24 protein-coding genes and 2 rRNA genes are annotated in these 26,245 nt (G+C 70.9%); 8 read left to right on the top strand and 18 right to left on the bottom strand.

Features of this window, described 5'->3' with window-relative positions:
• Both JIG36_RS32560 and rrf read left to right on the top strand, forming a co-directional pair.
• A 23S ribosomal RNA gene (locus tag JIG36_RS32560) occupies nt 1–77 on the top strand; the annotation flags it as partial.
• A gap of 146 nt (nt 78–223) precedes the next feature.
• Nucleotides 224–340, top strand: a 5S ribosomal RNA gene (gene rrf / locus JIG36_RS32555).
• Nucleotides 341–654: 314 nt separating this feature from the next.
• Here rrf and JIG36_RS32550 read toward each other — a convergent pair.
• The 13 genes from JIG36_RS32550 to JIG36_RS32490 form a co-directional block, all read right to left on the bottom strand.
• Nucleotides 655–2,331 carry a GAF domain-containing sensor histidine kinase gene (locus JIG36_RS32550; RefSeq protein WP_307873002.1) on the bottom strand — a complete coding sequence of 559 codons (1,677 nt, stop codon included), beginning with the start codon at nt 2,329–2,331 and terminating at the stop codon, nt 655–657.
• Between the two features lie 235 nt (nt 2,332–2,566).
• On the bottom strand, nt 2,567–3,478 hold the full coding sequence (locus tag JIG36_RS54325; protein WP_203380229.1) for a type II secretion system F family protein: 912 nt from the start codon (nt 3,476–3,478) through the stop codon (nt 2,567–2,569).
• The gene (locus tag JIG36_RS32540; protein ID WP_203380228.1) at nt 3,475–3,639 is read right to left on the bottom strand and encodes a hypothetical protein; all 165 of its coding nucleotides are present in this window, start codon (nt 3,637–3,639) and stop codon (nt 3,475–3,477) included. Before JIG36_RS32540 ends, JIG36_RS54325 begins: the two co-directional genes overlap by 4 nt.
• A 3-nt stretch (nt 3,640–3,642) precedes the next feature.
• On the bottom strand, nt 3,643–4,608 hold the full coding sequence (locus JIG36_RS32535) for a type II secretion system F family protein (RefSeq protein WP_203380227.1): 966 nt from the start codon (nt 4,606–4,608) through the stop codon (nt 3,643–3,645).
• Complete coding sequence (locus JIG36_RS32530; RefSeq protein ID WP_203380226.1) at nt 4,605–6,014, bottom strand: TadA family conjugal transfer-associated ATPase; 1,410 nt, start codon at nt 6,012–6,014, stop codon at nt 4,605–4,607. The genes JIG36_RS32535 and JIG36_RS32530 overlap by 4 nt, the downstream gene beginning before the upstream one ends.
• Nucleotides 6,011–7,192: a CpaE/TadZ family protein gene (locus JIG36_RS32525; protein WP_203380225.1), complete on the bottom strand. Its 1,182-nt coding sequence runs from the start codon at nt 7,190–7,192 to the stop codon at nt 6,011–6,013. The genes JIG36_RS32530 and JIG36_RS32525 overlap by 4 nt, the downstream gene beginning before the upstream one ends.
• Nucleotides 7,189–7,989, bottom strand: coding sequence for a Flp pilus assembly protein CpaB (gene cpaB / locus JIG36_RS32520; protein ID WP_203380224.1), 801 nt, complete (start codon nt 7,987–7,989; stop codon nt 7,189–7,191). Before cpaB ends, JIG36_RS32525 begins: the two co-directional genes overlap by 4 nt.
• Before the next feature lie 71 nt (nt 7,990–8,060).
• Nucleotides 8,061–9,302, bottom strand: coding sequence for a Tad domain-containing protein (locus tag JIG36_RS32515; RefSeq protein ID WP_236048585.1), 1,242 nt, complete (start codon nt 9,300–9,302; stop codon nt 8,061–8,063).
• Nucleotides 9,290–9,655, bottom strand: a complete 366-nt coding sequence (locus JIG36_RS32510) for a TadE/TadG family type IV pilus assembly protein (RefSeq protein ID WP_203380222.1) — start codon at nt 9,653–9,655, stop codon at nt 9,290–9,292. The genes JIG36_RS32515 and JIG36_RS32510 overlap by 13 nt, the downstream gene beginning before the upstream one ends.
• 109 nt (nt 9,656–9,764) lie before the next feature.
• Entirely contained in the window at nt 9,765–9,959 is a 195-nt protein-coding gene (locus tag JIG36_RS32505; RefSeq protein WP_203380221.1) for a Flp family type IVb pilin, read from the bottom strand.
• 96 nt (nt 9,960–10,055) lie between these two features.
• A complete protein-coding gene (locus JIG36_RS32500; protein ID WP_203380220.1) occupies nt 10,056–10,472 on the bottom strand; it encodes a response regulator in 417 nt (138 codons plus the stop codon).
• 129 nt (nt 10,473–10,601) lie between these two features.
• Nucleotides 10,602–11,525: a siderophore-interacting protein gene (locus tag JIG36_RS32495; protein WP_203380219.1), complete on the bottom strand. Its 924-nt coding sequence runs from the start codon at nt 11,523–11,525 to the stop codon at nt 10,602–10,604.
• Between the two features lie 77 nt (nt 11,526–11,602).
• Nucleotides 11,603–13,123 (bottom strand): CpsD/CapB family tyrosine-protein kinase, encoded by a 1,521-nt coding sequence (locus JIG36_RS32490; protein WP_203380218.1) that lies wholly within the window; start codon nt 13,121–13,123, stop codon nt 11,603–11,605.
• A gap of 174 nt (nt 13,124–13,297) precedes the next feature.
• Here JIG36_RS32490 and JIG36_RS32485 point away from each other — a divergent pair, with 174 nt between their 5' ends.
• Nucleotides 13,298–15,199 carry a beta-galactosidase gene (locus JIG36_RS32485; protein WP_203380217.1) on the top strand — a complete coding sequence of 634 codons (1,902 nt, stop codon included), beginning with the start codon at nt 13,298–13,300 and terminating at the stop codon, nt 15,197–15,199.
• An 11-nt stretch (nt 15,200–15,210) separates the two neighbouring features.
• The gene (locus tag JIG36_RS32480; RefSeq protein ID WP_203380216.1) at nt 15,211–15,783 is read left to right on the top strand and encodes a hypothetical protein; all 573 of its coding nucleotides are present in this window, start codon (nt 15,211–15,213) and stop codon (nt 15,781–15,783) included.
• Here the strand turns inward: JIG36_RS32480 and JIG36_RS32475 are convergent.
• Together JIG36_RS32475 and JIG36_RS32470 are read right to left on the bottom strand one after the other, a co-directional pair.
• Nucleotides 15,742–16,044: a protealysin inhibitor emfourin gene (locus JIG36_RS32475; RefSeq protein ID WP_203380215.1), complete on the bottom strand. Its 303-nt coding sequence runs from the start codon at nt 16,042–16,044 to the stop codon at nt 15,742–15,744. The two genes, JIG36_RS32480 and JIG36_RS32475, sit on opposite strands and share 42 nt — an antisense overlap.
• A 7-nt stretch (nt 16,045–16,051) precedes the next feature.
• Nucleotides 16,052–16,906, bottom strand: a complete 855-nt coding sequence (locus JIG36_RS32470) for a helix-turn-helix transcriptional regulator (RefSeq protein WP_203380214.1) — start codon at nt 16,904–16,906, stop codon at nt 16,052–16,054.
• A gap of 144 nt (nt 16,907–17,050) precedes the next feature.
• On the opposite strand from JIG36_RS32470, the gene JIG36_RS32465 reads away from it, so the two are divergent.
• From JIG36_RS32465 to JIG36_RS32455, 3 genes are all read left to right on the top strand, one after another.
• Entirely contained in the window at nt 17,051–18,124 is a 1,074-nt protein-coding gene (locus JIG36_RS32465; RefSeq protein ID WP_236048582.1) for an FAD-dependent oxidoreductase, read from the top strand.
• A 101-nt stretch (nt 18,125–18,225) separates the two neighbouring features.
• The gene (locus JIG36_RS32460) at nt 18,226–21,129 is read left to right on the top strand and encodes a glycoside hydrolase family 3 protein (RefSeq protein ID WP_203380213.1); all 2,904 of its coding nucleotides are present in this window, start codon (nt 18,226–18,228) and stop codon (nt 21,127–21,129) included.
• Between the two features lie 151 nt (nt 21,130–21,280).
• A complete protein-coding gene (locus JIG36_RS32455; RefSeq protein WP_203380212.1) occupies nt 21,281–22,291 on the top strand; it encodes a LacI family DNA-binding transcriptional regulator in 1,011 nt (336 codons plus the stop codon).
• Nucleotides 22,292–22,364: 73 nt separating this feature from the next.
• On the opposite strand, the gene JIG36_RS32450 is transcribed toward JIG36_RS32455, so the two are convergent.
• Together JIG36_RS32450 and JIG36_RS32445 are read right to left on the bottom strand one after the other, a co-directional pair.
• Nucleotides 22,365–22,775: a VOC family protein gene (locus JIG36_RS32450; protein ID WP_203380211.1), complete on the bottom strand. Its 411-nt coding sequence runs from the start codon at nt 22,773–22,775 to the stop codon at nt 22,365–22,367.
• Between the two features lie 10 nt (nt 22,776–22,785).
• Complete coding sequence (locus JIG36_RS32445; RefSeq protein WP_203380210.1) at nt 22,786–23,229, bottom strand: helix-turn-helix transcriptional regulator; 444 nt, start codon at nt 23,227–23,229, stop codon at nt 22,786–22,788.
• Nucleotides 23,230–23,326: 97 nt separating this feature from the next.
• Between JIG36_RS32445 and JIG36_RS32440 the strand changes: the two genes are divergently transcribed.
• Complete coding sequence (locus JIG36_RS32440) at nt 23,327–25,573, top strand: HelD family protein (protein ID WP_307873001.1); 2,247 nt, start codon at nt 23,327–23,329, stop codon at nt 25,571–25,573.
• Here JIG36_RS32440 and JIG36_RS32435 read toward each other — a convergent pair.
• Complete coding sequence (locus tag JIG36_RS32435; RefSeq protein ID WP_203380209.1) at nt 25,563–26,072, bottom strand: DUF4362 domain-containing protein; 510 nt, start codon at nt 26,070–26,072, stop codon at nt 25,563–25,565. The genes JIG36_RS32440 and JIG36_RS32435 overlap by 11 nt on opposite strands.
• Nucleotides 26,073–26,245 lie beyond the last annotated feature (173 nt).

Below are 26,245 nucleotides of genomic sequence, written 5' to 3'. Positions count from 1 at the left end.
TTGGGTTGATAGGCCGGAGATGTAAGCCAGGTAACTGGTTCAGTCGACCGGTACTAATAGGCCGAGGGCTTAACCACCCTAAACTTTTGAACGCGTCCACTGTGTGATTCACAGCAAACGAACAACCACCATCACCCGAAACCCGGAAACCGGGGACAGGGGTTAGCGGGCCAGAAGGTTGGCCGGCGGATGGTGCTGGATTGTTCGCTACGCTGAAAGCTGTTTCGGTGGTCATAGCGGAGGGGAAACGCCCGGTCTCATTCCGAACCCGGAAGCTAAGCCCTCCAGCGCCGATGGTACTGCACTCGGGAGGGTGTGGGAGAGTAGGACGCCGCCGGACTCAACGTGAACAGTAGGCCCACCCCGACACGGGGTGGGCCTACTGCCGTTTAAGGGTTATGCGTCGGGGTTCTCGGGGCCTTGGGCACGGTAGAAACCCGCCGTCGGCCGGCGCCTGCCTCAAAACGAACCTTCGTTCCGTGTCGAGGCCGTTGCTTTCCAAAACGAATGCTCATTCCGCGCCGGCGAGGCTGTGGGACGTTATTGCAAACGAACGCTCGTTCCCGCGGTGGAGGGTTGTGGGCGTTCCACAAAACGAATGCTCGTTCCGTGGCGGGGTGCCGCGAGGGGGCGCGATGTGGGCCGGAGCTGCTGCTACTTGGGCAGGGTGAGGCAGACTGTTGTGCCGCCGCCGGGGGTTTCCTCGAGGGTGATCGTGCCGTTGTGGCGGTCGAGGATGCGCAGGCAGGTGGACAGGCCGATCCCGTAGCCCTTCTGGTGCTGCGGGTCGACCTGGGCGAACATCTCGAACACCCGCTGCCGCTGCTCGGGTGGGATGCCGATGCCGTTGTCGGCCACCCGCACCACCCACGTGTCGCGGTGGGCCTCGGCGCTCATGGTGATCTGGCACGGCCGGTCGGGGCGGGCGTACTTCATGGCGTTGTCGATCAGGTTCTGGAACAGCTGCCTCAACAGCACCGGGTCGCCCTGGATGGTGGGCAGGTCGTCGGGGGCGGAGATCTGGGCGCCGCTGCTTTCCGTGGCCGTTCGCAGGTCGGCCAGGACGTCGAGCACCACGTTGGTCAGATGCACCGGCTCGGCCTGGTACGGGGTCTGGCCGGCCCGCGCGTACCGCAGCAACGCGTCCACCAGCTTCTGCATCCGCTCCACCGAACGCATGGCGCCGGTCAGCCACTTGGTCGCCCGGGCGTCCAGCGACTCCGTGTATTCACCGGCCAGCAGATCGAGGAAGCCGTGCGCGGCCGCCATCGGGCGCACCAGGTCGTGGCTGACCGCGCCCGCGAACTGTTCCAGCTCCTCGTTCGACCGGCGCAACTCGACCAGGGCCGCGGTCAGCTTCTCGCCCCGGGCCGCGATCTCGGCGCTGGCCTGCTCGATCTGGCGCCGGTAGGCCCGGTCGGCCGTGACGTCGTTCATCGCGACCACCGCGCCCAGCACCTCGCCGGCGTCGCCCACGAGACGGCTGCCATTGCAGTTCAGTCGGATCGGCGGACGGCCCGGAGCCCGTACGGTCATTTCGAGGTCTTCGACTCTCCCCTCGCGCAGCGCCCGCAGCAGCGGAACCTCGTCGGGCGTGAGGCGGGCCCGGCCCTCGGCGTCGAACAGTCCGTACCGGTCGGGCAGCGCCTCGGGGTCGAGTGACGCGTCGGCGTCCATGCCGTGCCAGTCGCGTGCGGCCCGGTTGAGCACCGTGACGTGCCCCGACGGGTCGGACACGACGATGCCGACGTTGATCGTCTCGAGGACCGTCGTGATGAAGCGTTTGTGGTGCTCGGACTCGATGGCCAGGCGCTCGGTGAGGCGGGCCTGCCGGCGTCGTTCGAACAAGGCCACGAGCACGTCGGCCAGGTCCATCAGGCGGCCGGCCTGCTCCTCGGTGAGTTCCTGCACCTGGTCGTGGAAGACGCACAGGGTTCCCAGCGCGTACCCCTCGGGCGTGATCAGCGGCGCCGACGCGTAGAACCGTACGGTGGCGATCCGGCCGTTGACCCAGGGGTTGTCGCGGTAGAGAGGATGCTCCCGGGCGTCGGGGACGTGCACGAAACGGCCGGCGCGGAACTGGATGGCGCACATCGAGTCGGACCGGGCCGAGTTGCCGCCCTCGAAGCCGTACGTGGTGAGCTGGCACTGCCGGCTTTCGTCGATCAGGTTGAGGGTCGCGGTCGGCACTCCGGCGACCAGAGCGGCCACCCGTACGACGGTGGCCAGTTCCTCGTCGGCGGGGGCGTCCAGAACGCAGTACTCGTGCAGGACGGCGAGCCGACCCTCCTCGTCCAGTTCGAGGGCGGGGTCGATCACGACAGAGGTCACGTCCCCTCATCGGCAGAACGGGTCGATTCCTTAGCCCGAGGCAGAGCGACGCTCAGAAAAGGCACGTGCGCGAGAGGTGGGTGGCGCGTGGGGAATGGGCGGCCCGCGGGGAAAGGGTGGCGCGGGGGGAAAGGGCGGCGCGCGGGGAAAGGGCGGCCCGCGGGGAAAGGGCGACCCGCGGGGAAAGGGTGGCCCGCGCAGAAGGAGGCGCCGACCGAAGACGAAGAAACTGCCGTCAGAAGCCGCCGATGATTTTGATTGCGGCTGGGCCCATGACGACGATGAAGATGACCGGGAAGAGGCAGAACAGAACCGGGAACAGCAGCTTCACGGTCACCTTCTGGGCCTGCTCCTCGGCCCGCTGGCGGCGCCGGATCCGCTGGTCGGCGGCGTGCTCCCGCAGGATGCCGGCCATCGAGATGCCGAGCTCACCGGCCTGCACCAGCGCCGTCGTCAGGGTTTTGAGATCCCGTACGGTGGTGCGTCGGGTCAACGCCCGCAACGCGGCCGTGCGCGACACACCGAGGCGCATCTCCTGGAGCACGCGGTTGATCTCGTCGGGCATGGGTCCGCGCAGCAGTTGCGCCACCTGGGCCATCGCCGCGTCCAGGCCGAGGCCCGACTCGACGCCGATCACCATCGCGTCCAGCACGTCGGGCAGGCTGAGCATGATCTCCTGCTGGCGTTTGGTCCCGGCGTTGTAGACGAGCAGGTCGGGGATGTGCAGCCCGGCCAGCAGTCCGAGGGCCGTCGCGGGCAACGCCCACTTCAGCGCGACCCCCTGGCCGATGACGTAGCCGAACACGGCCAGCACCACCCCGCCGACCATCCGCCCGCGGATCACCCGGTCGAGCGGCCAGTCCTTCGGGTTGCCGGCGTAGTCGAGATGCCGGGAGATGCGGTTGCGGACGGGCGCGGGGGTGACCAGGTTGCCGGCTCGCTGGATGGCCCACACCACCGGCGGTCGCAGCCGTCCGCCGAGCGGCTGCTGGACCGCCCGCGGCGCGTTGCGGCTGCGGTCGAACGAATGCAGGATCCGCAGCATGCGCTGGCGGCGGCTGGGCGGGATGGTGGCCGCCGCCGCCACGAACGCGACCGAGAGCACCGCGGCCAGCGTGGCCACCGCGATCAGAAGCGGGGCGGTCACGGCCGGCACCTCATACCGGAGAACGCGGAAAAGGCAGTCACCGCGAGCGAGGAAAAGGCGGTCACCGCGAGCGAGGAAAGGGCGGTCACCGCGAGCGAGGAAAGGGCGGTCACCGCGAGCGCAGAAAGGGCGGTCACAGCGAGCGCAGAAGAGGCGGTCACGGCCTAGACCTCGATCTTCGTGATCGCGCGCAGCCAGACCGAGCCGATCACCAGCATCAGGACCGCCACCCCGAGCATCACGTTGCCGATGAGCTGGGTGAACAACAGCATGATGTAGTCGCGGCGCAGCATGAACAGCATGAACGAGGTGAAGACCGGAAGGGCGATCAGCACGTACGCCGACATGCGCCCCTCGGCCGACAGCGTGCGCACGTGTCGGCGCAGATAGGCCCGTTCCCGCATGGTCTCGGCCGTGGTCTGCATGACCTCGGCCAGGCTGCCGCCGGTCTCGCGTTGCAGCCGCAGGGCCATCACGAGCCATTCCAGTTCTTTGCTCTCCACCCGCTCGCCGGCCCGGCCCAGCGCATCTTCGAACTCGCCGCTGATCCGGGTCTCGGACAGCGCCCGGCTGAACTCCTCGGCGACCGGCCCCTCGTCGTCGCGGACCGCCGCTTCGACCGACTGCTGCAGGGTGAAACCGGACCGCAGGGCGCTCAGGATGAGCTGCAGCATCGCCGGCAGTTCGTCCGCGAACCGTTTGCGCCGCCGGGCGATCTGGCCGTTGAGCAGCACGGCCGGCAACAGGAAGCCGAGCAGCAGACCGGCCAGCAGGCCGAGCAGCGCCGGCAGCAGCAACATGCCGGCCAGCGCGGCCAGCACCGCGATCAGGAAGCGGACGGCCAGCCATTCGCTCGGGACCAGCCCGGTGTTGGCCGCCTCCAGTTTGGGCCCGGACCGGGCGGCCAGCGCGGCCAGGCCGGGGGAGCCGTCGACCACCGCGCCCGCCATGTGCTGCAGGCGGCGCAACAGCGGCTCGGCCACCTGCCGCTCGCCCACTGTGTACTGCTTGAGCGTGGTGAGGCGGCGCTGCATCGGGGTGCGGCCGAAGAAGCGTTCGATGAGCGCGGCGAACAGCAGGAACGCGGCCGCCGCGGACGGCAGCGCGATGGCCCAGCGTGCCAGGCTCATCGCTTCGGGCCGAACATTCCGGCGGGCATCGTCACTCCGTACATCGCGAGACCGTCGGCGAAGCGGGGCCGGATGCCGGTCGGCTTCAGCTGGGCCAGGTGCGCCGGGGTGTCGGCGCCCATGTCGTACAGGAAAAGGTCCTGGAGGGTGACCGTGTCGCCCTCCATGCCCACCACCTCGGTGATGTGGGTGACCTTGCGGGAGCCGTCCTTGAACCGGGTGATCTGGATGATCAGGTCGACCGCGGAGGCGATCTGGTCGCGGATCGCGCGGCTGGGCAGGTCCATGCCGGCCATCAGCACCATCGTCTCGAGGCGGGACAGTGCATCGCGCGGGGTGTTGGCGTGCAGGGTGGTCAGCGAGCCGTCGTGACCGGTGTTCATGGCCTGCAGCATGTCGAGGGCGGCGCTGTCGCGGACCTCGCCGACCACGATCCGGTCGGGGCGCATCCGCAGCGAGTTGCGCACCAGGTCGCGGGAGCTGACGATGCCGCGCCCCTCGGCGTTGGCCGGGCGGGATTCCAGCCGTACGACGTGGTCCTGGCCCAGGCGCAGCTCGGCGGCGTCCTCGATGGTCACGATGCGCTCGTCGTCGGGCACGAAGCTGGAGAGCACGTTGAGGATCGTGGTCTTGCCGGAGCCGGTGCCGCCGCTGACCACGACGTTGCGGCGGCCGCGCACGCAGGCGTCGAGGAACTCGGCGGCCGAGCGGGTCATGGTCCCGTACGAGACGAGGTCGCCGACGGTCAGCGGTGTGGCCGAGAACTTCCGGATCGTCAGCGAAGCACCGTCCAGGGCGATCGGCGGCACGATCGCGTTGACCCGGCTGCCGTCGGGCAGTCGCGCGTCGACCATCGGGCTGGCCTCGTCGACGCGGCGCCCCACCCGGGCGCAGATCCGGTCGATGATGCGGCGCAGGTGGGCGTCGTCGTCGAACTCGACCTCGGTGCGTTCGATGCGGCCGAACCGCTCGACGAAGATGTGCTTCGGGCCGTTGGCCATCACCTCGGTGACCGACGGGTCGCGCAGCAGCCCCTCGATCGGGCCGTGCCCGAGGACCTCGTCGGTGACCTCCTTGATGATGCGGGCGCGGTCACCGCCGGACAGCGGTGTCTCCTCGCGGGCGATCAGTTCGAACAGGACATCCCGTACGCGGGTGTCCAGCCCTTCGTCGTCGCCGCGGGACGCGTACAGGGTCGGGCCGAGCTCGTCGGCCAGCCGGCGCTGGATCCGCAGGCGGACGTCGTTGACGGGGTCGCTCGCCTGACGTCCGGCGGCCCGGTAGCGCTGGGTCGTCGCGGATGCCCGGCTCGGCGCCTCCTCGGGTTGCTCGGTGTCGTCCTCGGCGCCGGTGCCGCCGCCGGCCGCCTTGTTGCCATAGAGGCCGAGCCGGGCCGAGAGGCTCACCGCGCCACCTTCTTGCGTTTGGCGAAGAAGCCGCGTTTGCGTTCCGGCTCGGTCTCGGTGCCGGCGCAACGGTCGGCGAGCTGCCGGATGGCCCGGCTGACCGGGTGCAGCGGCTCGGTCAGCAGCAGGGGTTCGCCCTGGTTGACCGAGATCGGAACGTCCCGGCTGGAGGGCACCAGCGACGCGAACGGCATGCCGATCGCCTCCTCGACGTCGGCCGTGGTCAGACCGACCTGGGTGTTGGCGCGGTTGAAGACGAGCAGGCTGCGGTCGCGCGGATATTCGAGCATGTCGAACATCTCCACGGTCAGGCGCACGGTCTTGAGGGTCGGCAGGTCGGGCGTCACGATCGGCACGAACCAGTCGGAGACGTCGAGCGCGGCCAGCACCTGATCGGTGACGATGGCCGGGGTGTCGATGACGATGAAGTCGTAGTGCGGGCGGGCCACGTCGAGGACCTCGAGGACCAGTTCCCTTCGTACGTGTTCCCCCTGTGCCGGATTGCCCGGGGCGAGCAGGGCGTCGACGCCGGGCCGGTACGGGGTGACGATGGAACGCAGACCGGGTTCGTCGAGGCGGCCCGCCATCGCGATGCCGCCCGCGATGCTGCGGTCGGGCGGCAGTTTAAGCATGATCGCCACGTCGCCGAACTGCAGGTCGAGGTCGACCAGCAGCACCCGTCGGGCCCCACCGGCCCACAGGGCGACGGCCAGGTTGACCGCGACGAAGCTGCGCCCGCAGCCGCCCTTGCCGGCGAACACGGTGACGATGCGGCCGTGCGGGGCCATCTCGGCGCCGGAGCGCATCGTCGTGCTGAGCGCCTTCGAGATGTCGACCGAGCGGCTGGTGGCCTGACGGATGCCGTCCCAGTCGGCCTCCTCGACCACGTCCCGGACGCCGGCCTGCAGGCACCGGATCACGTCGCGCGGCTCCAGGTTGCGGCGCACGAGCACCACCCCGATGAGCGGGCGTTGCAGGCGCTGGTAGGCGGTGAACATCAGCGCCTCGTCGAGGTCGACCTGCGCCCCCATCAACACCAGCAGCGTCTCGGGATAGCGCGGCAGGTGGGCCTCGAGCTCGGCCATGCTGTGCACGATGGACCCGCCGACCGACTGGAACTCGGGGCCGCGTTCGGCCAGCATGTCGCGGTCCGGTTCCAGATAGACGTACAGACTCATCCGGCGGCCCCGCTCTCGACGACGGTCGGTGCGGCCGTCACCGTCGCGCCGGCGCCCTGCAGGCCCAGGTGCAGGTTGCCGCGGTTGTAGCCGTTGATCAGTTCCTCGGCCTGGCCGGGGGTGACCGCCAGCGTGACCACGTACCGGTCCAGCTTCTCCTCGCTGGTGTTGGTCGGGCTCGGCATCACGGTCGGCATCAGGGCGGCGGCGCCGCTGGGCGAGACGACAATGGGCGCCTGGGTGGGCAGCGCGCTCTCACCGACGCTGATCACGGACGCCCGGGGCAGGACGACCCAGGTCTTCTGCGGGTTGTTCGCGGTCTCGGTGCGGGGCACGGTGACGAACACGGTGACCTTGTCGCCGCGTTTGATGTTGCCGGCCACCTGCGGGGCGATGCTGAGCTCGACGCTGACCGCGAGCATGTCGGCCGGCACCTTGAACGTCGGGGTGGGGCTGGCCGTCGGCCGCGACGCCGCCTCGAACTGGCGGCTCAGCAGCATCTGGTCGGGCAGCAGTTCGGCGTTGAGCTTCTTGCCGTCCATCGCGGAGTCGAGCTTGGTCAGCGCACCCGACGGCACGGTCTCGGCGGGCATCAGCACCTGACGCACGAGGCGTTTGGACCGGATCTGGGCGGCGGTGGTGCCGCTCGGGATGGTGGCGGTGGCGAGCAGCACCCACGTGCCCTTCTTGCCCTCGACCGCGCGGCGGTCGGCGGTGCGCGCGTAAGCCACGACCGCCACCGCGCTCAGGAGCGCCAGCATGGCGGCGAAGCCCAGCATCACGATGCGCCTGCGCATCTCCTACCTCCTCTCCGAGCCAGAGATCCCGTACGTCCGAAGGCCGCGCCGCGTCATGCCGTGCGCCCGATTCATCCCGTACGTCCGATGATCGTGGCGCCGAAGTCGGGACCGGTGCCGAAGTTCGGGCTGTCGACGGGCACCAGCGTCTTGGTGAAATAGCCGAGGATGCACTGGGACAGACCGCAGAGCGCGTTCTGCAGGAGCCCGGGCGCGCTGCCGTTGAGCAGGCTGCCGACGCCGTTGAGCAGGCCGCCGAGCAGGCTCGTGTAGCCGGTGAAGACGAACGGCGCGAACCCGGCGATCCGGTAGGTCGGGGCGATCGACAGCAGGGTCTGCTCGATCTGGTCGAAGATCGGCACCAGCACCGGCTGCTTGCTGGTGAGCTGCTGCTGGAGCCGTCCGGCGCAGGGGATGCCCTGGGTGAGGCCGGAGAGCACGAACGACCGCGGCAGGTCACCGACCTTGAGGCTGATCTCACAGTTGGCGTCGGGCGGGGACAGGTCGTTGTTGGCGAGCCAGACCCATCCCCGGGGAACGGTGAGGTCGACCGGCGAGGTGCACGAGGGCAGCGGCAGACCGAGCACGGCCGCCGGGAGCACGGCCGGGATGGCACTCTCGGTGGTGGCACTGGGGGCCGGCATGCCCAGCACCGAATAGAGACCGAGCTGGCTCAGCAGGGGATCGAGGGGACCGTAGAAGGTCGACCCGTTCTGGGTCATGCGCTTCCAGTCGCACATCGAGAAGCCGAGGGCCAGCACCTTGGTGATGCCCGGCGGTCCCCACGCCACCCGTCCGCAGGCGCCGACCCGGGTGCCGTTGTAGGTCGTGCCCGCCAGGGAGCCGGCGAAGGTGGGCGGCAGCAGGGTGGAACCGTTGGCCAGCTTGGTGCTGGTGCGCACCTCGACATACTTGCCGCCGGTCACGGTGTTGGCCGGGCAGGCGGTGGGACTGCTCCAGGTGCAGCCGGTGGTGAACGAGAAACAGACCTGCGCGTCGGCCGTGCCGCGTTTGGTGTTCTTCGCGGCGTACGTCTGGGCGACGGAGGTCTGGGCGGCGACGGTGCAGGTGGTGGAGTCTCTGATGCAGCGCATGGCGATGGCCCACGACGCGGCGTCGGCGCCGGTCTGCAGCTGGGTGCGCTCGTAGGAGAGCTGGGTGACGTCGATGACGAGGGCGCCCGTCCCGAAGAAGACGCCGGTGCTCAGAAGCACAGCAAGGAGCGCGGCGACAGCGCCGTGCTCCGAGTCTTCTCTTCGATTGACGCGCAGAAGGGCGGACAACACCCGCCGCACGAGGCTCATCCGGTGCATGACATCACCCCGGTCGCGGTGACCGAGCCGAGGTTCCCGCTCGCGCCGAACAGCTGCATGAACGCGAAGACCGGGGTCAGCGGCGTGAACGTCTGCCGGGCGGTGACGGTCGAGTCGGTCAGTCCGGAGCCGCCGGTGCAGACGGTGAGCGTGGGGTACGTGAGAGTGCCGCCGCTGTTCGCCACGGCCGAAACCTTGGTCTGAACAGCGGCGGCAGTTCCGTTCAACGCGCCGACGCGGGCCCCTTCCCGCACGGCGGCAGCCAACTGGGTCTGCTGTTGCAGAGCCCGGCCGAAGTCGATGATCCCGAAGACGAGCAGCAGGATCACCGGCAGCACGATCGCGGTCTCCACCGCGGCCGCACCCCGGTCGCCCCGGGCCGGCCGGCGTACGGCACGCGGCCCGGAGCGTTCAGGAGCACGACTGGCGGAGCACACGGTTCGTGGCCACCGGCCTTTCGGGTCAGGGGGCGACGAGCTTGTTGCCCACAGAGGTGAAGAGGGCGCCGATCTTGTTGCCGAACAGCGTCGCGCCGGTGATCAGGGCGATGGCGATCAGCGTGACCAGCAGGCCGTACTCGACGGCGGTGGCGCCTTCGTCGTCGTTCTTGGTCAGACGGGCCTGGATGTAAGCGGCGACGTAGTGCAGCGGCAGCATTTGGGTTCCCCCCCGTTTTGGTCAGGCGCGGTGTTCCGTGCCTGTGCCATATGTATCGGGACCCAGTGCTGAGAGTTAAGCCGGATGTACGCAGAGTCAGGGTGCAGGAGCGTTGCTGTTGTGCTGGGCCAGAACCGAGCGCAACATGCCCGCCAGCTGGTCGGCCGTGAACGGCTTGGCGATGAAGGGCGCGCCGCGCTTGATGATGCCCCGCCGGATCGCGATCTCCTGCGGCATGCCGGAGACGTAGACGGTCTCCATGCCGGGTCGCACGGCGTGGGCCGACCGGGCCAGCTCGCCGCCCGAGACCCCGGGCAGCCCGAGGTCGGTCAGCAGCACGTCGATCTTGCCCTCATGCACCCGGCACTTGGTGATGGCGCTGACCGCGTCGGTCGCGACCAGAACCTGGAAGCCGCGCAGCTCGAGCATCTGGGACGTCATGTCGCGCAGGTCCTCGTCGTCCTCCACCAGCAGGACGACCGGACCCTGCTGGGGCGCCGAGGTGTTCCACATCGCCTCTCCCCTCAGGCTCGGGCTCGGTAAAGCCCACCAGCCTCAGACGGCTGGGCGCCTCACCTGAAACGCTAGGCGACCGGACCACCCTGCCGGAGGAATTCGGCGGAAAACGGGATAAGTGACTGGCTACGAGCCTTCGGCGCGGCCCAGGCGCCAGTAGCCCATGAAGGCCACCAGCTTGCGGTCGACGCCGCACTCGGCGACCAGGTGGCGGCGTAACTTCTTGATCATCGCGACCTCGCCGGCCAACCAGGCGTAGAACCGGCTGACGTCCACGACCTCCTCGGGGACCTCCCAGAGCACGTCGTGGTCGACGTCCACGTCCTCGAGCTCGACGGCCGGGCCCAGCTGCTCCTCGCCGAAGATCCGGCGGGTCGCCGCCCGTACGGCGGGAATGAGCTTGTCGCCGTGGACACCGCCGTCGCGGGCCAGCCAGGTGATCCGCACGCCCTCGGGCGCCGTCAGCTGCTGCGCGTCCTCGGCCGAGGGCGCCTCGAGCAACGCCTCACCGCGGGCGTCGGCCGGCAGGCGCTCCAGGATCGAGGCGATGGCCGGCACCGCGGTCTCGTCCCCGCCCAGCAGCAGGCACTCGGCGTGCGCGGGCGGGTGGAAGTCGATGCCGCCGTGCAGCCCGTCGAACCGGGCGTTCGGGCCCATCAGGTAGGCCGGGGTGCCCGGACCGGCCTCGGCCGCGAACTTCGACGCGGGGCCCTCGATGCCGTGCAGCACCATGTCGACGTCGACCTCGCGCAGCTCGGGCCGCACGGCGCGGACCGTGTACGTCCGGATCGGGTTGCGCCTCTCCTCGGGCAGCTCACGCCACTCGGTGTACCAGTCCTCGCCGGTCGGCAGGTGGGCCAGGCCCGAGCCGGGCAGCGGCGGGATCAGCTTGATCCGCTGGTCGAAGCCGTTGTCGGCGAAGCAGTCGAGGTCGTCGCCGGTGAAGGTCACGCGCACGAAGTGGGGGCTGAGCCGCCGCACCGCACGCACCTCGGTGGCGAAGAACCGCCACGGCACCGTGCTGGTGGCCGGGTCGACGGTCTGGGTCACGAGAGGCCTCCTGAGCAACTTCCGGAACTTAAGGCATGCCTAACCTAACCCGTCGGTTCCGGAGCTGACCAGTGGGGCTACTTCTCGGCCGGCGCCCCCTCCTTCTCCTCCGGGGTGGCCTCGGCCGCCGCCTTGGCCTGCACGCGGGCTTCGGCCTCGGCCTTCGCGGCCGACGTGTAGACGCGGGGCTTCGGGATCGCCGCCTTGGCCCGGGCCGGCCGGGGCTGCTTGGGCTTGGGCGCAGCCGGTTTCTCGGGCTCCGGGTGCGGCGGAGGCGGCGGGTCGGCCGGCCCCTCGAGCAGGGCGAACCGGTCGACCGGGGGAGCGGCGAGCGCGGCCGGAGCGGGCGCCCGACCCGAACGGGTGCGGGGGATCAGACCGCCGTCGCGCTCGGGCACCCCGATCAGCACGGCCGCGACCCGGCCCGGCGCGACCTGTTCGAGCTCGCCGGCGGCCCGGACGGCGGCGGCCCGGGTGCCGCGGCGATAGTCGGTGACCAGCAGCACGTGGTCGCTGTGGGCGGCCAGGCCGAGCGCGTCGGCCACGCTGAGCACCGCCGGGGAGTCGAGCACCACCACGTCGACCTGGGTCTTCAGCTCGTGCAGCAGGCCGGTCAGCCCGCCCGCCGCGAGCAGGTCGGGGTCGCCCTCACGCTCGGCCCCGGCGGCCAGCACGCGCAGGTTCACGATCGCCCCGGCGGCCAGCGTCTCGGCCAGCGAATGCTCCCCGGCCAGCACGTTGGTCAGCCCGCGGTCGCGGGACAGGTCGAACATCAGGTGCAGCGCCGGGTTGCGGACGTCGGTGTCGATCAGCGCCACCCGGCGGCCGGCCTGGGCCAGCGCGACGGCCAGGTTGGCCGCGACGGTGCTGCGGCCCTCGCCATCGCGGCCGCCCGCGACCAGCACCGTCGACGGGCCCTCGAGACGCGGGTCGAGCCGGGCCCGCAGGAAACGGTAGGACTCGGCGTCGGCCGAATCGGGGGAGCGAAGCAGCACCGGAAGCGGGGCGCCCGGACCGCGCGAGCGGCGGGCGCGGGGGATCGTGGCCAGCACCGGCACGCCGGTCGCGCGCTCGAAGTCGGCGCGTCCCCGGATCCGGTCGCGGCGCCGGGCCAGCACCACTGCCGAGAGCAGGCCGAGCAGCAGGCCCAGGGCCGCGCCGGGGACCAGATAGACCCAGAGCGGCCGGCGCTGCTCCTCGGCCCGGCTTGCCGGCGAGACCAGCGAGGCGGCGATGCCGTATTGCGTGATGCTCGAGTTGCGGTAGCGCACATATTCCGCGGCGACGGCCTGGGCGCGCTGCTGGGCGGTCGTGGCGTTGCGGTCGGTGTAGGTGAAGACGACCGCGACCCCGCCGTCGTCGGCCGGTTCGACGGTCAGGCCGCGGGACAGCTGCTCCTCGCTGATGCCCAGCCCTTTGGCGACCGTCTGCAGCACCGTCGTCGAGCGGGCGATCTCGCGTTCGGTGCCGGGGTTGGCGGCCACCGCCGGGACGTCGGGCTTCAGGCGGGGGCTGGCGACGGCGGTCGCGACCGATCGGTGATCGGGCTTTTCGAGGAGGCTCACGGCAAAGGCCCCGGCCGTGATCACAACGGTCACCAGAAGGATCCACCAGCCGTACCCACGCAGAAGTGGCACAGGTCTGCCGTCCGTCGTCATGCCGGGTCCGCCCTCCCGTCGATGCCGCCTGGCCCCGAGCCTACGGCGGGATCGACGCGAGCCGCTACCGCCGCCGCTGTCGGTTACCGGCGGGTTCTGCCGCAGGATAGGGGCATGCCGATCTTCTACGGCGGGGACTACAACCCCGAGCAGTGGCCGCCGGAGGTGTGGGCCGAGGATGTGCGCCTGATGCGGGAGGCCGGGGTCAACCTGGCCACCGTGGGCGTCTTCTCGTGGGCCCGGATCCAGCCCGACGAGGGGGTGTTCGACTACGCCTGGCTCGACCGGGTCGTCGACATGTTGCACGACGCCGGCATCGCGGTCGACCTGGCCACCGGCACCGCCTCGCCGCCGCCCTGGCTGACCGCGAAGTATCCGGGCGTGCTGACCGAGAACGCCGACGGCGTGGTGCGCTGGCCGGGCAGCCGCCAGCACTACGCCCCGACGTCACCCGACTACCGCCGACTGGCCTCGGCCCTGGTCGAGGCCACGGTGGAGCGGTACAAAGACCATCCGGCGGTGGTGCTCTGGCACATCAACAACGAGCTCGGCTGCCACGTCGCCTACGACTACTCCGACCAGGCGGCCGTCGCCTTCCGGGCGTGGCTGCGGTCGCGGTACGGCGACATCGACACCCTGAACGACGCGTGGGGCACGATGTTCTGGTCGCAGCGCTACACCGGCTTCGACCAGGTGCTGCCGCCCCGGCACGCGCCCTACAGCGTCAACCCGGGCCAGGTGCTCGACTTCCGGCGGTTCAGCTCCGACATGCTGCTCGAGCTGCTGCGCATGGAGAAGCGGATCATCCGGGAGTCGGGCGCGACCCAGCCGCTGACCACGAACATGATGAGCGCCTTCGAACCCACCGACTACTGGTCATGGGCGGACGAGGTCGACGTCATCGCCGACGACACCTACCCCGACCCCCGAGACCCGGTCTCCTACCGCGACGGCGCCTTCGCCCGCGACCTGATGCGCTCGCTCAAGCCGGGCCGGCCGTGGATCCTCATGGAGCAGGCGTCGAACTATGTGAACTGGCGGCCCAACAACGCGGCCAAGAAGCCCGGTCAGATGGCCGCGATGAGCATGCAGGCGGTCGGCCGGGGCGCCGACGGCGTGCTGTTCTTCCAGTGGCGGCAGTCGGCGGCCGGGGCGGAGAAGTACCACTCGGCGATGCTGCCCCACGGCGGCCCGTCGACCCGCACGTTCCGGGAGATCTCGAAGCTGGGCGCCGAGCTGGCGGCGCTGGGCGACCTGCCCGCGCCGGGCGGGGAGGCGCCGGTCGCCATCGTGCTCGACTGGGACAGCTGGTGGGCCCTCGACCAGCCCAACCATCCGGCGCCGCTCGACTACATCGCGCAGGTGCGGGCGTGGCATGCCGCGTTCCTGGCGGCGGGCGTGCAGACCGATTTCGTACGGGCGTCCGGCCCGTTCGACGGATACCGCCTGATCGTCGCGCCCAGCCTGCACCTCGCGCCCGGCTTCGACGCGCTCACCGCATACGTCTCCTCGGGCGGGAGCCTGCTCACCACCGCGTTCACCGACATCGTGGACGAGCACGACCGGTTCCGGCCGGGCGGCTTCACGCAGCGGCTCGGCCCGGTGCTGGGGGCCTCGGTCATGGACTTCGCCGGCGTGCTGCCCGGCGAGGCTCCCGTACACGGGGAGGGTTTCCGCTTCGAAGGCACGGCCGTGGCCGAGGTGCTGCACGTCGAGGGCGCGACGGTGCTGGCCACGTTCGGCGACGGCGCGCCCGCGTTCATCCGCCACACGTACGGCTCGGGCCGCGCCTACCACCTGGCCACGGTGGCCGACGAGCCCGGCGTCGCGGCCCTCACGGCGTACGTCATCGACGCCCTGGGCCTGCCCCCGGTGGTGGCGAACCTGCCCGCCCACGTCGAGGCCTGCGCCCGCGGCCCGGTCGTCACACTGATCAACCACAATCCGACGCCGATCGAGGTCGGCGGCGAGATCCTCGAGCCGTACGGCTACCGGCTCACCGGCCTTGCGGAGTGAAGCAGGCAGTGGTGGAGAAACAGCGGTTTCTGGTGCTGCACGACTACGGCATGGGTGGGCTCTGGTGGTGGGTGCACGCCCGGTCGGCCCGCGAGGTGGTGGAGACGTTCGCCGAGGCCGAGGTGGTCGACGATCCCGAGACGATCGCCCGGTTCGCCGACGACGACGATCTGGACGAGGTGGACGTCGACGACGCGGTGATGCCGCCCGGCCTGGACGACATGCGGGCCCGGCGGGACGAGCAGCGGGGCCGGCCGGGGTTCGGCGCGCTGGCCGACCGCGAGATCGTCCATCTGCGACGGGCGTGGGACGAGGACGATCCGGCGGTCTATCTCATGGAGGTGGGCCGCGACGGGCGGCGGTTGCGGCAGGTGGAGTTGCGCGAGACCGGGCCCGGGGTGCGCGGTGTGCCGGACGACTGGGCCTTCAACCCGCCCGTGGTCGACATCTTCGACCCCGTGCTGGTCGAGCAGCAGATCGACCAGGCCGAGTTCGAGCGGGCGTGGGAATCGGCCGTGCCGGACGACTCAACGGTTGACGGCTCAGCTTTCGACGGTGACCAGGAACTGGAGGACCGGCTGTAGGGCGGGCGGGACCGACGCCTGCGAGACGGTTCCCTTCCAATGGTCGTCGCCGCGTTGCAGGGTCAAATGGTAGGTGAACAGGTCGGCGCCGGCGGCCGGGTGTGCGCTGCCGTGCAACGAGGTGAAGTCGACTGTGGACAGAAGCTGGCGCAGCCGGGCCGACTGCGGCGGGGGCAGGCTGCGGGAGTCGGCCACGGTGTGCAGCGGGCGGCCGGTGAAGCCGCCGGTGCGGTGCAGTTCGGCTCGGACGTGCTCGGACATGACTCTCCTAACCGGAGACCAGACGCAGCGGAGGGTGGGCGGCCGGGCCCTCCAGGGCCTCCGTGGTGGCGGGGTCGGCGGGCAGATAGACGAGCAGGCGGAGGCTGTCGTCGGCCGGGAGTTCCAGGGATTCGTACGCGAGGCGTAGCGGGCCCAGCGACGGATGGTTGACGCGCAGGACGCCGGTGGGGGCCGGGATGCCGGGGACCGTGGCCACGCGGGCGGTGAACTCGTCGCCCGCGGTGACGGCGAGCTCGTCGGCCAGGGCCGCCACATAGGGGTCGGCGCGGAACGGCCCCTCCTTGAGCGTGGCCACCCAGTGGTCGGCCACCGCGGGCCACTCCGGGAACACTTCCCGGGCGCGGTCGCCGGTCAGGACGTACCGCAGGAGGTTGGGCGGATCGGTTCCCTCGCCGGCCAGGCCCAGGGGAGCGGCGAAGGAGTCGAACGACGCCGTGCGGGCCACCAGGTCACCCAGGTGGTTGACGAGCACGGCCATCGTCGGTTCGAGGCGTTCCAGCAGAGCGCGGACCGTGGGGCGGACGACCCGGTTGGGCGTCATCTCGGCCCGGCACGGGAAGCGGGCCTCGGCGCCCTTGGTCAGCCGATAGAGGTGAACACGCTCGTTGCTGGTCAGCCGCAGCACGTCGGCCAGCGCGCCCAGCACCGGCGGCGAGGGGTGACGGTCGCGGCCCTGTTCGAGGCGGGTCACGTATTCGACGCTGACGCCGGCCAGCGCGGCCACCTCGGAGCGGCGCAGCCCGGGGGTGCGGCGGCGCGAGCCCGTGGGCAGGCCGGCCGTGGCGGGGTCGATCGACTCACGGCGGCTGCGCAGGAACAGGCCGAGCTCGTTCCCGCTCACCGGCCGGCCTCGCCTCTGCTCGCGCCGACCTCGGCGGTATTCATCCGTCGACCGTAGCTCCGGCGCGGCGGCTTAGCGTGTCCCCGCTGCTACCCGTCTGAGCCCGGCCTGGTTGCGGAACGGCCGGGACAGCACGGTTGCGGCATGAGCGAAAAACGAGTGATCGTGGTGGGCGGCGGTTACGGCGGCATCACCGTGGCCAAGGCGCTGGACGACGTGGCCCGGGTGACGCTGGTCGAGCCGCGGGCCAATTTTGTGCACAACGTCGCCGCGCTGCGGGCCGTCGTCGACCCGTCCTGGGCCGAGAGGATCTTCATCCCGTACGGGGGAATGCTCGTCCATGGCGACGTGCGGCGTGACCGGGCCGTGGCCGTGCGCGAAGGAACCGTCGAGCTTGCCTCGGGTGACGTGCTGACGGCCGACTATGTGGTGCTCGCGACCGGGTCGTCCTACCCGTTCCCGGCGAAGATCGAGGACGACGGGCCGCAACGGCTGCACGAGCTGCACACCGCCCTGCTCGGGGCCGGGAGTGTGCTGCTGATCGGCGCGGGGCCGGTCGGGATCGAGTTCGCGGGCGAGATCAAGGCGGCCTGGCCGGAGAAGCGGGTGATCGTCGCCGACCGTTCGGCCGAGCTGATGCCGGGCGACTTCCCCGAGGAGTTCCGGGTGCGACTGCGGGAGCAGATCGACGAGATGGGGATCGAGCTGCGGCTGGGGGTGGACGCGGCGGAGATCGAGACCGACCTGTCGTTCCGGTGCTACGGCGCGGAGGTGAACACGGACTACCTCGGCGGTGGGCGGGTCGACGTGGCGCCTCACGGGGGTGGGCGGGTCGACGTGGCGCCTCACGGGGGTGGGCGCGTCGACGTGGCGCCTCACGGGGGTAGGGGTGTCGAGGTGACGCCGGAGCTGCGGGTGCGGGGAAGCGGGACGATGTTCGCCGTCGGTGACATCACGGCGCTGCCCGAGCTGAAGATGGCGCGGCTGGCCGGGATGCACGCCGAGGTGGTGGCGGCCAACATCCGCTCGCTGCTGGCCGGGGGAACGGCCGACCGGACGTACGCGCCTCAGCCCGACGCCATCGTGCTGCCGTTGGGGCCCAAAGGCGGCGTCACGTTCTCGCCCGAGGTGGGCGTGCTCGGCGCCGCCGAGAGCGCCGCCATCAAGGACGGGTTCTACCTGGACATGTACCGGGAACTGCTCGGCGCGAACGGCTGATGTACATCTGATCGACGTGCATCTATGGTGAGCGGATCCGCCGCATTATCGAAGCGCTTCGACGGGCAGGTCGGGCGCATCGCCGATGAGGAGAACCGCTCATGCGAAGGCGTTTCCTGGCGGTCCTGGCCGCCGGGTTGCTGGCCGCTCCGGTCGTCCCCGGAGCGGCCCGCGCCGAACCGTCCTATCCGTTCCGTGACCCCGCCCTGCCCCTGCAGGCGCGCGTCGACGACCTCGTCGGGCGGCTGACGCTCGACGAGAAGGTCGCCATGCTCCACCAGTTCCAGCCGGCCGTCCCGCGGCTGGGCGTCGGCTTCTTCAAGACCGGCACCGAGGCGCTGCACGGCGTCGCCTGGTCGACCGACATCGACAACGGCGGCGCCGTGGTGACCGCCGACGGCACCAGCTTCCCGCAGGCGGTCGGGCTGGCCAGCACCTGGGACCCCGACCTGATCAAGCGGGTCGGCGCGGTGGTGGGCGACGAGGCCCGCGGCTTTTACGCCCGCGACCCGCGTGTGTTCGGGCTCAACCTGTGGGCGCCGGTCGTCAACCTGCTGCGTGATCCCCGGTGGGGGCGCAACGAGGAGGGCTACTCCGAGGACCCCTACCTGACCGGGGCGATCTCCACCGCGTACGGGAAAGGGTTGCAAGGTCCTGATCCGGCGCATCTGAAGACGGCGCCCACCCTGAAGCACTATCTCGCCTACAACAACGAGAAGGGGCGCGACGTCACCTCGTCCAACGTGCCGCCGCGGGTGCTCAACGAATACGACCGGGCCGCCTTCAAGCCGGCGCTGACCGCCGACGCGGCGACCGGCGTGATGGCCTCCTACAACCTCGTCAACGGGCGGCCCACCACAGTGGACCCGGATCACGCCGGGCTGCTGCGCGACTGGTCCGACTACCCGCTGTTCAACGTGAGCGACGCGTGGGCGCCGGCCAACCTGACCGGCTCGCAGGGCTACTTCGCGACCCAGGCCGAGGCGAACGCGGCGCTGCTCAAGGCGGGGCTGGACAGCTTCACCGTCAACGACACCAACGGCGCCCCCACGGTCGCCGCGGTCAAGGAGGCGCTGGCCCGGGGACTGCTCACCGAAGGCGACGTCGACAAGGCGGTCGGGCACGCGCTGAGCATCCGGTTCCGGCTCGGTGAGTTCGATCCGGGCGGGGGCCCGTACGGGGGAATCGACGCCTCGGTCATCAACGCGCCGGCCCACAAGGCCCTGGCCCGGGAGGCCGCGGGTGACGCGATGGTGCTGCTGAAGAACGCGCGCGGGACCCTGCCGCTCAAGCCCGGCGGGACGGTTGCCGTGGTCGGGCCGCTGTCCGACACGCTCTACACCGACTGGTACGGCGGCAAGCTCCCGTACGAGGTGACCGCCGTCGACGGCATCGCGTCACGCTCGACCGTCCGGGCCGGCTCGGGCGCCGACCGCATCGCGCTCAAGCAGGTCGCCACCGGCCGCTACCTGACCGCCAACGGCACCGGCCTCGCCACCGTGACCGGCGCCGCCCCCGACGCCGCCGCGCAGTTCGACGCCGTCGACTGGGGCCAGGACGTGCTGACCCTGCGCAACGTCGCCACCGGCCGCTACCTGGGCTCGTTCGACGGCTCGTTCGGCACCCGTGACGAGCAGCCCGGCGGCTGGTTCGTCCAGCAGCAGTTCAAGATCGAGCCGCAGGCCGACGGCAGCGTGGTGCTGCGCTACGCCGGGTACGAGACGACCGAGAGCTGGTTCGGTCCGAACGTGTACGTGACGGCCGGCCCCGACGGCCGGTTGACGCTCGGGTCGCCGGACGCGGCCGGGGCCACCCGTTTCACGCGGGAGGTGCTGCGCAGCGGTATCGAGGACGCGGTGGCGGCGGCCTCGGCGGCGCAGACCGCGGTCGTGGTCGTCGGCACCCAGCCCATGATCAACGGCCGGGAGGCCCACGACCGGACCGGCCTGAGCCTCGGCGACGCGCAGATCGCCCTGGTCAGGGCCGTGGTCAAGGCCAATCCCCGGACGGTCGTGGTGCTGCAGACGAGCTACCCGGTCACCGGGCTGCCGGAGGACGTGCCGTCGGTCGTGTGGACCACGCACGCCGGGGCCGAGACCGGGAACGCGCTGGCCGACGTGCTCTTCGGCGACCGCGATCCGGCCGGACGGCTCACCCAGACCTGGCCGCGCTCGGTGTCGCAGCTCCCCGCCGACCTGGGCGAGTACGACATCATCTCGTCCCGGCAGACCTACCAGTACTCGCCGGACCGGCCGCTGTACCCGTTCGGCTTCGGCCTGTCCTACACGAGCTTCGCCTACGGCCCCCTGTCGGTCGGCGACGGCCGGGTGCGGGTGACCGTCCGCAACACCGGGAAGCGGGCCGGCTCGGAGACCGTCCAGCTCTACACCCATCAGCGGTCGTCGCGGGACCCGGTCGCGGTCAAGCAGCTCCGCGGCTTCCAGCGGGTGACCCTCGGGCCCGGCCAGGCGAAGACGGTGACGTTGCCGCTCCCGGCCTCGGCTCTGGCCCGGTGGGACCAGACCCGTAGCCGCTGGATCGTCGAGTCGTCCACCTATGACGTGCTGGCCGGTTCGTCGTCGGCCGACATCCGGGCCCGGGGCGTGCTGCGGGTCGCGGGCTCGGTGATTCCGCCCCGCGCCCTGTCGGCGGTGCGGGCCGAGACCTTCGACGCGTACGAGGGTGTCCGCCTGCTGGACGAGACGAAGGCCGCGGGCACGGTCGTCGGCGCGGTCGCGGACGGGCAGTGGGCCGCCTACAAGGACGCCGACCTGCGAGGCGTCACGTCGTTCACGGCCCGGGTCGCCTCGCCGGGACCCGGCACGATCCAGATCCGGTCCGGTTCGCCGACCGGGAGGCTGCTCGGAACCGCGCCGGTGGCGGCCACGGGCGGTGTGTACGAGTACGCCGACGTGCGGGCCGCGCTGACCCGCACCAGCGGCCGCCACGACGTGTATCTGGTGCTGAGCGCCGGGGTCCGGCTGGCCGAGTTCGCGCTGAGGTAGGGCCCGGACGGGCGGGGGTGTCGGGCGACGACTCGTCCGATACCCCCGTTCCGGCCGGGTTTGCCGAGCTCATGCGGCGTACGCTTGCCGGCCTGCGCCCGGCCGTCGCTTAGGATCCCCACGAAGCAGGCGGCACGCGAGGGGAGGGCGGATGGCGACGATCAACGACGTGGCGAAGGCGGCGGGGGTGTCGCCCAGCACGGTGTCGTACGTGCTCAGCGGCCGCCGGCCGATCTCGGCCCAGACGCGGGAGCGGGTGCAGGCGGCCATCGCCGAGCTGGGCTTCCACCCGCACGCGGGGGCCCGGGCGCTGGCCAGCAGCCGGACGAGCGTGCTCGCCCTGGTCGTGCCGCTGCGCGTCGACGTCAACGTGCCCGTGATCATGCAGTTCGCGACCGCCGTGGTGACCGCCTCGCGCACCCACAACCACGACGTGCTGCTGCTCACCAAGGACGAGGGCACGGCCGGCCTCGAACGCGTCGCGCACAGCACCATGGTCGACGCGCTGATCGTGATGGACGTCGAGCGGGACGACGTACGCATCCCGGCCCTGCGCCGGCTCAAGCAGCCGTCGGTGCTGATCGGCCTGCCCGAGGACCCGGCCGGCATCGTCTGCGTCGACCTCGACTTCGAGGCGGCCGCCGCCGAGACCCTGCGGCACCTGGCCTCCCACGGGCACCGCCGGATCGCGCTGGTGGGTCCGTCGCCCGCCGTCTACAAGCGAGGCACCACGTACGCGGAAAGGTTCCTGACCGGTTTCACCGCGACCTCGGAGGAGCTGGGCCTCGAGACGCTCGCGCACCCCTGCGAGCCGGGGCGGGAGGGCGTGCGGGCCTGTCTGGCCGACATCGACGCGCAGCTGCCGGGGGCGACCGCGTTCGTCGTGCACAACGAGGAGGCCCTGCGGCTGGTGCTGGAGGAGCTGCAGGCAAGCGGGCGGCGGGTCCCCGCGGACATCTCGGTCGTGGCCGTCTGCCCGCGGGACGTCGCCCTCAACATGCCGCTGCCGCTGACCTCGGTCGACATCCCCGCTCACGACGTCGGCGGGCTGGCGGTCGAGACGGCGATGAAACTTCTCGACGGGCGTCAGACCGAGCCCGTGAGGTTGCTCCCGCCCACTCTGGTCGAGCGCGAAAGCACTACCCGAGCACCTGGTCGCTGACGTCCGGTCTCCTGAGCGCCCGGTCCCCTGAGCGCCCGGTCTCCTGAACGCCCGGTCTTCGTACCGCCGCGTCTCAGATCGCCTGATTGATGCGGACCATGTTGCCGGCCGGATCGCGGAAGGCGCAGTCGCGCAGCCCGTACGGCTGGTCGGTCGGCTCCTGCACCACGTCGGCGCCGTTCTTCTGCACCTGATCGAACGCCTCGTCGACGTCGGGGCTGCTCAGCACGATGCTGGCGTAGCTGCCCTTGGCCATCAGCTCGGCGATCACGCGCTTCTCGTCGTCGGTGAGGCCAGGGTCGATGGCCGGTGGGTGCAGCACGATCGACGTCTGGGGCTGTCCGGGCGGGCCGACCGTGATCCAGCGCATCTCGCCGTAGCCGACGTCGTTGCGGACCTCGAAGCCCATGGTGTCGCGCCAGAAGCCCAGCGAGGCCTCGGGGTCGTCGGCCGGAAGGAAGGTGTTGTGAATGGTGAGGTTCATGCCCTCAACGCTAGAGCCCGCCGCTGGGGGTTGCTTCTCGATTCCTGACCGGTCGGGTGACCTGCTTGACGACGCATCCCGGCAGCCCCTCGGCCTGCGACTGCTCGGCGGTCAGGCGGCGGTAGGCGCTCGGTGACATGCCGACCAGCTCGGAGAAGCGGGTGCTGAACGTGCCGAGCGACGAGCAGCCGACCGCGAAACACACGTCGGTGACGCTCAGGTCGCCGCGCCGCAGCAGGTTCATCGCGCGCTCGATGCGCCGGGTCATGAGATAGCTGTACGGGGATTCGCCGAACGCCCCGCGGAACTCGCGGCTCAGGTGACCGGCCGACATGTTCACGCCCCGGGCCAGGGCCTCGACATCGAGCGGCTGGGCGTAGTCACGGTCGATGCGATCCCGGACGCGGCGGAGAAGCTTCAGATCCTTCAGGCGTTGCTGGTGCTTGTCCGCCATTCCCGCCACTTTTACCGTATACCACACATAGGGTCTTGCGGCAAGACCCCGGGCCTGCCGGAGAATCGCTGACCGTAGCCACTCTCAGGGGGAAAGTGTGGATTCGTTCAACCTGCCCGGCAACCTCGCCGCCAAGGCCGACCCGGCCCTGATCGCCGAGGACACCAAGCACTTCGCGGCCATCGCCTCGAGCCTGACCGCCACCATCGCCGACCTCACCCAACGGCTGGAGACCGTGCGCAAGGCGCCCGCCGGCAAGGGGCGTCAGGCCGTCGACCGCGACGAGGAGGTGAAGCGGCTGACCGCCCGGTTGCGCTCGCTCCGGCGCTACAGCCTCGACATCTGCCTGGGGCGGATGGTCTCGGGCTCCTCCCCGGTTTACATCGGCCGGTTCGGGCTCACCGACGACGACGGGCGACGCCTGCTCGTGGACTGGCGGTCGCCCGCGGCCGAGCCGTTCTTCGGGGCCACCCACGCCAACCCGATGGGCCTGGCCAGCCGCCGCCGCTACCGGTGGACCGGCGGGCAGGTCACCGACTACTGGGACGAGGTGTTCACGCCGGGCGCGCTCGAGGGGCACGCCGCGCTCGACGACCAGTCCGCGTTCATCGCCAGCCTGGGCAGCAACCGGTCGGCGCGGATGCGGGACGTGCTCGGCACCATCCAGGCCGACCAGGACGCGATCATCCGGGCCGGGTCGGGTGGCGCGCTCGTGGTCGACGGCGGGCCCGGCACCGGCAAGACGGTGGTCGCCCTGCACCGCACCGCGTACCTGCTCTACTCCGATCCGCGTCTCGGTGACCGCCGGGGCGGGGTGCTCTTCGTCGGGCCGCACGAGCCCTATCTGGCGTACGTCTCGGACGTGCTGCCCAGCCTGGGTGAGGAGGACGTGCAGACGTGCACGCTGCGCGACCTGGTGCCTTGGTCCGTGGCTGACACTTCTGCGGCTGCCTCTTCTGGGGCCGGCTCCATTTCGGCTGATTTTCCGGCCGGCTCGGTTTCGGTCGGCTCGGTTTCGGTCGGCTCGGTTTCGGTCGGCTCGTCTTCGGTTGGCTCGTCTTCGGTTGGCGATGCGTTGAAAACTTCCGTCGGGATGGTGCGGGCGATCGAGGCCGCGGTGCGGTTCTATGAGGAGCCGCCGGCCACGGGGATGACGGTCGCGACCGAGGACGACGACATCCGTCTCACCACCGACGACTGGGACGAGGCGTTCGGCGCGCCCGGCCCCGGGACCCCGCACAACGAGGGGCGCAGCCAGGTGTGGGAGGAGCTGATCACGATCCTGCTGGCCAAGTACGAGGGGGAGGAGCCGATCGACCTCGTACGGGGAACTCTCCTGCGCGACCGTGAGCTGGCCTCGGCCTTCAACCGGGCCTGGCCGATCCTCGAACCGTCCGACATCGTCGCCGATCTCTGGTCGGTGCCGGCGTACCTGCGCAAATGCGCGCCCTGGCTCAGCTCCGACGAGATCCGGTCGCTCCAGCGGGCCGACCCCCGCGCCTGGACCGAGGCCGACCTGCCGCTGCTCGACGCGGCGCGGCTGCGGGTCGGGGATCCGCTGGTGTCCCGTGAGGAGCGCCGTCGCGATGCGGCCGAGGCCGCCCAGCGCAAGGGCTATGCCCGGGTCATCGACGACCTGATCGCGTCGCACGAGTACGACGACGGCGAAGGCCTGATGCAGATGTTCATGCAGCAGGACATGCGGGACGTCCTTCTCGACGAGGACGCGTTGCGGAGCTCCGATGTGGACCGGTTGGCCGGGCCGTTCGCGCACATCGTGGTGGACGAGGCCCAGGAACTGACCGACGCCGAGTGGCAGATGCTGTTGGTGCGCTGCCCGTCGCGCAGTTTCACCATCGTGGGCGACCGGGCCCAGGCGCGGCACGGGTTCACCGAGTCGTGGTCGGAGCGGCTCGGGCGAGTGGGGCTGGAGCGCGTCCACCTGGCGTCTTTGACCATCAATTACCGCACGCCGTCGGAAATCATGGCCTCGGCCGAGCCGGTGATCCGGGCCGTGCTGCCGGACGCCAACGTGCCCACGTCCATTCGCGACAGTGGCGTTCAGGTGGCGTACGGGCCGGTCTCCGATCTGCCGTCGATCATCGCCGAGTTCGTCGCGTCCTCGGGGGACGGTGTCGCCTGCGTGATCGGGGATCCGTCGTTCGCATGGCCGTCGCCGCGGGTGCGGTCGCTGACGCCGGTGCTGGCCAAGGGGCTCGAGTTCGACCTGGTGGTGCTGGTCGACCCGGAGCGTTTCGGCTCCGCGGACTCCATCGAGCGGGCCGTGGACCGCTACGTGGCGATGACCCGCGCGACGCAGCGGCTGGTGATCCTCACTTCCTGACCGGCGCGCAGGTGGTGAAGTCGATGCCCTGCGTGGCCGGTTTCGGGCCCTGGCAGTTCTCGGTGGTGATGGTTTTGGGACCGAAGTTGTCGGCACGGGAGTCGGTGACGACCTCGGTGTGGCCGTCGGTGCCGGACGTGTAGGTGACCTGGATCGGGTCGCCCTCGACGGTGGGCCAGGTGACGGTCAGGGTCGCCCGGTGGCCGGCGCTCGCCGCGTCGATGAAGCAGCGTTTCGCGTTGTCCGGTAGCGCTTCGCCCTGGCCGAGTCGGAAGGTGCCGCAGTCTTGGGCGCCCTGGCCGGGGTTCAGAGTGGTGCTGGGCTGGTCGGGACCGCCGCCGGCGAGGGGCCGGGGCCCGAGAGTCGGATCAACGAGCGGCGCCGTCGTGGTCGGGGTCGCCGTGGGGGTGCCTTCGCCTGTGCTGCCTTCGCTTGGAGTGGCGCAGGCGGCGCAGGTCAGCAACGTCATCAGGGGAGCGAGGCCGGTCAGTCGACGCACGGCGGAAGCCTTCCTCGGCGTGGGCGGGCGTTCAGGGGCGTGGATGGGGCGTTCGGGTAGGACGCTCGGGAGCCACGCTGGGTTCCGTCACTGATCGTCAGGGAAAACGCGGTGACGTTGGCCCGCGCTGACGGGGTGGCCCGCGCTGACGGGGTGGGTCGAGGGTGGCTGCC

Source organism: Paractinoplanes ovalisporus (assembly GCF_016834655.1).
Taxonomy (GTDB): Bacteria; Actinomycetota; Actinomycetes; order Mycobacteriales; family Micromonosporaceae; genus Actinoplanes; species Actinoplanes ovalisporus.
Note: the sequence above shows the minus strand (reverse complement) of the source record. Positions and strands in the feature narration are given on the sequence as shown.

What these genes read in the sequence shown, in the direction of transcription:
- JIG36_RS32500 (WP_203380220.1), bottom strand. Translation starts at nt 10,472, where the DNA reads ATGTGGAACACCTCGGCGCCCCAGCAGGGTCCGGTCGTCCTGCTGGTG.
- JIG36_RS32485 (WP_203380217.1), top strand. Translation starts at nt 13,298, where the DNA reads ATGCCGATCTTCTACGGCGGGGACTACAACCCCGAGCAGTGGCCGCCG.
- JIG36_RS32515 (WP_236048585.1), bottom strand. Translation starts at nt 9,302, where the DNA reads ATGCACCGGATGAGCCTCGTGCGGCGGGTGTTGTCCGCCCTTCTGCGC.
- JIG36_RS32525 (WP_203380225.1), bottom strand. Translation starts at nt 7,192, where the DNA reads ATGAGTCTGTACGTCTATCTGGAACCGGACCGCGACATGCTGGCCGAA.
- JIG36_RS32475 (WP_203380215.1), bottom strand. Translation starts at nt 16,044, where the DNA reads ATGTCCGAGCACGTCCGAGCCGAACTGCACCGCACCGGCGGCTTCACC.
- JIG36_RS32455 (WP_203380212.1), top strand. Translation starts at nt 21,281, where the DNA reads ATGGCGACGATCAACGACGTGGCGAAGGCGGCGGGGGTGTCGCCCAGC.
- JIG36_RS32450 (WP_203380211.1), bottom strand. Translation starts at nt 22,775, where the DNA reads ATGAACCTCACCATTCACAACACCTTCCTTCCGGCCGACGACCCCGAG.
- JIG36_RS32465 (WP_236048582.1), top strand. Translation starts at nt 17,051, where the DNA reads ATGAGCGAAAAACGAGTGATCGTGGTGGGCGGCGGTTACGGCGGCATC.
- JIG36_RS32460 (WP_203380213.1), top strand. Translation starts at nt 18,226, where the DNA reads ATGCGAAGGCGTTTCCTGGCGGTCCTGGCCGCCGGGTTGCTGGCCGCT.
- JIG36_RS32445 (WP_203380210.1), bottom strand. Translation starts at nt 23,229, where the DNA reads ATGGCGGACAAGCACCAGCAACGCCTGAAGGATCTGAAGCTTCTCCGC.
- JIG36_RS32535 (WP_203380227.1), bottom strand. Translation starts at nt 4,608, where the DNA reads ATGAGCCTGGCACGCTGGGCCATCGCGCTGCCGTCCGCGGCGGCCGCG.
- JIG36_RS32505 (WP_203380221.1), bottom strand. Translation starts at nt 9,959, where the DNA reads ATGCTGCCGCTGCACTACGTCGCCGCTTACATCCAGGCCCGTCTGACC.
- cpaB (WP_203380224.1), bottom strand. Translation starts at nt 7,989, where the DNA reads ATGCGCAGGCGCATCGTGATGCTGGGCTTCGCCGCCATGCTGGCGCTC.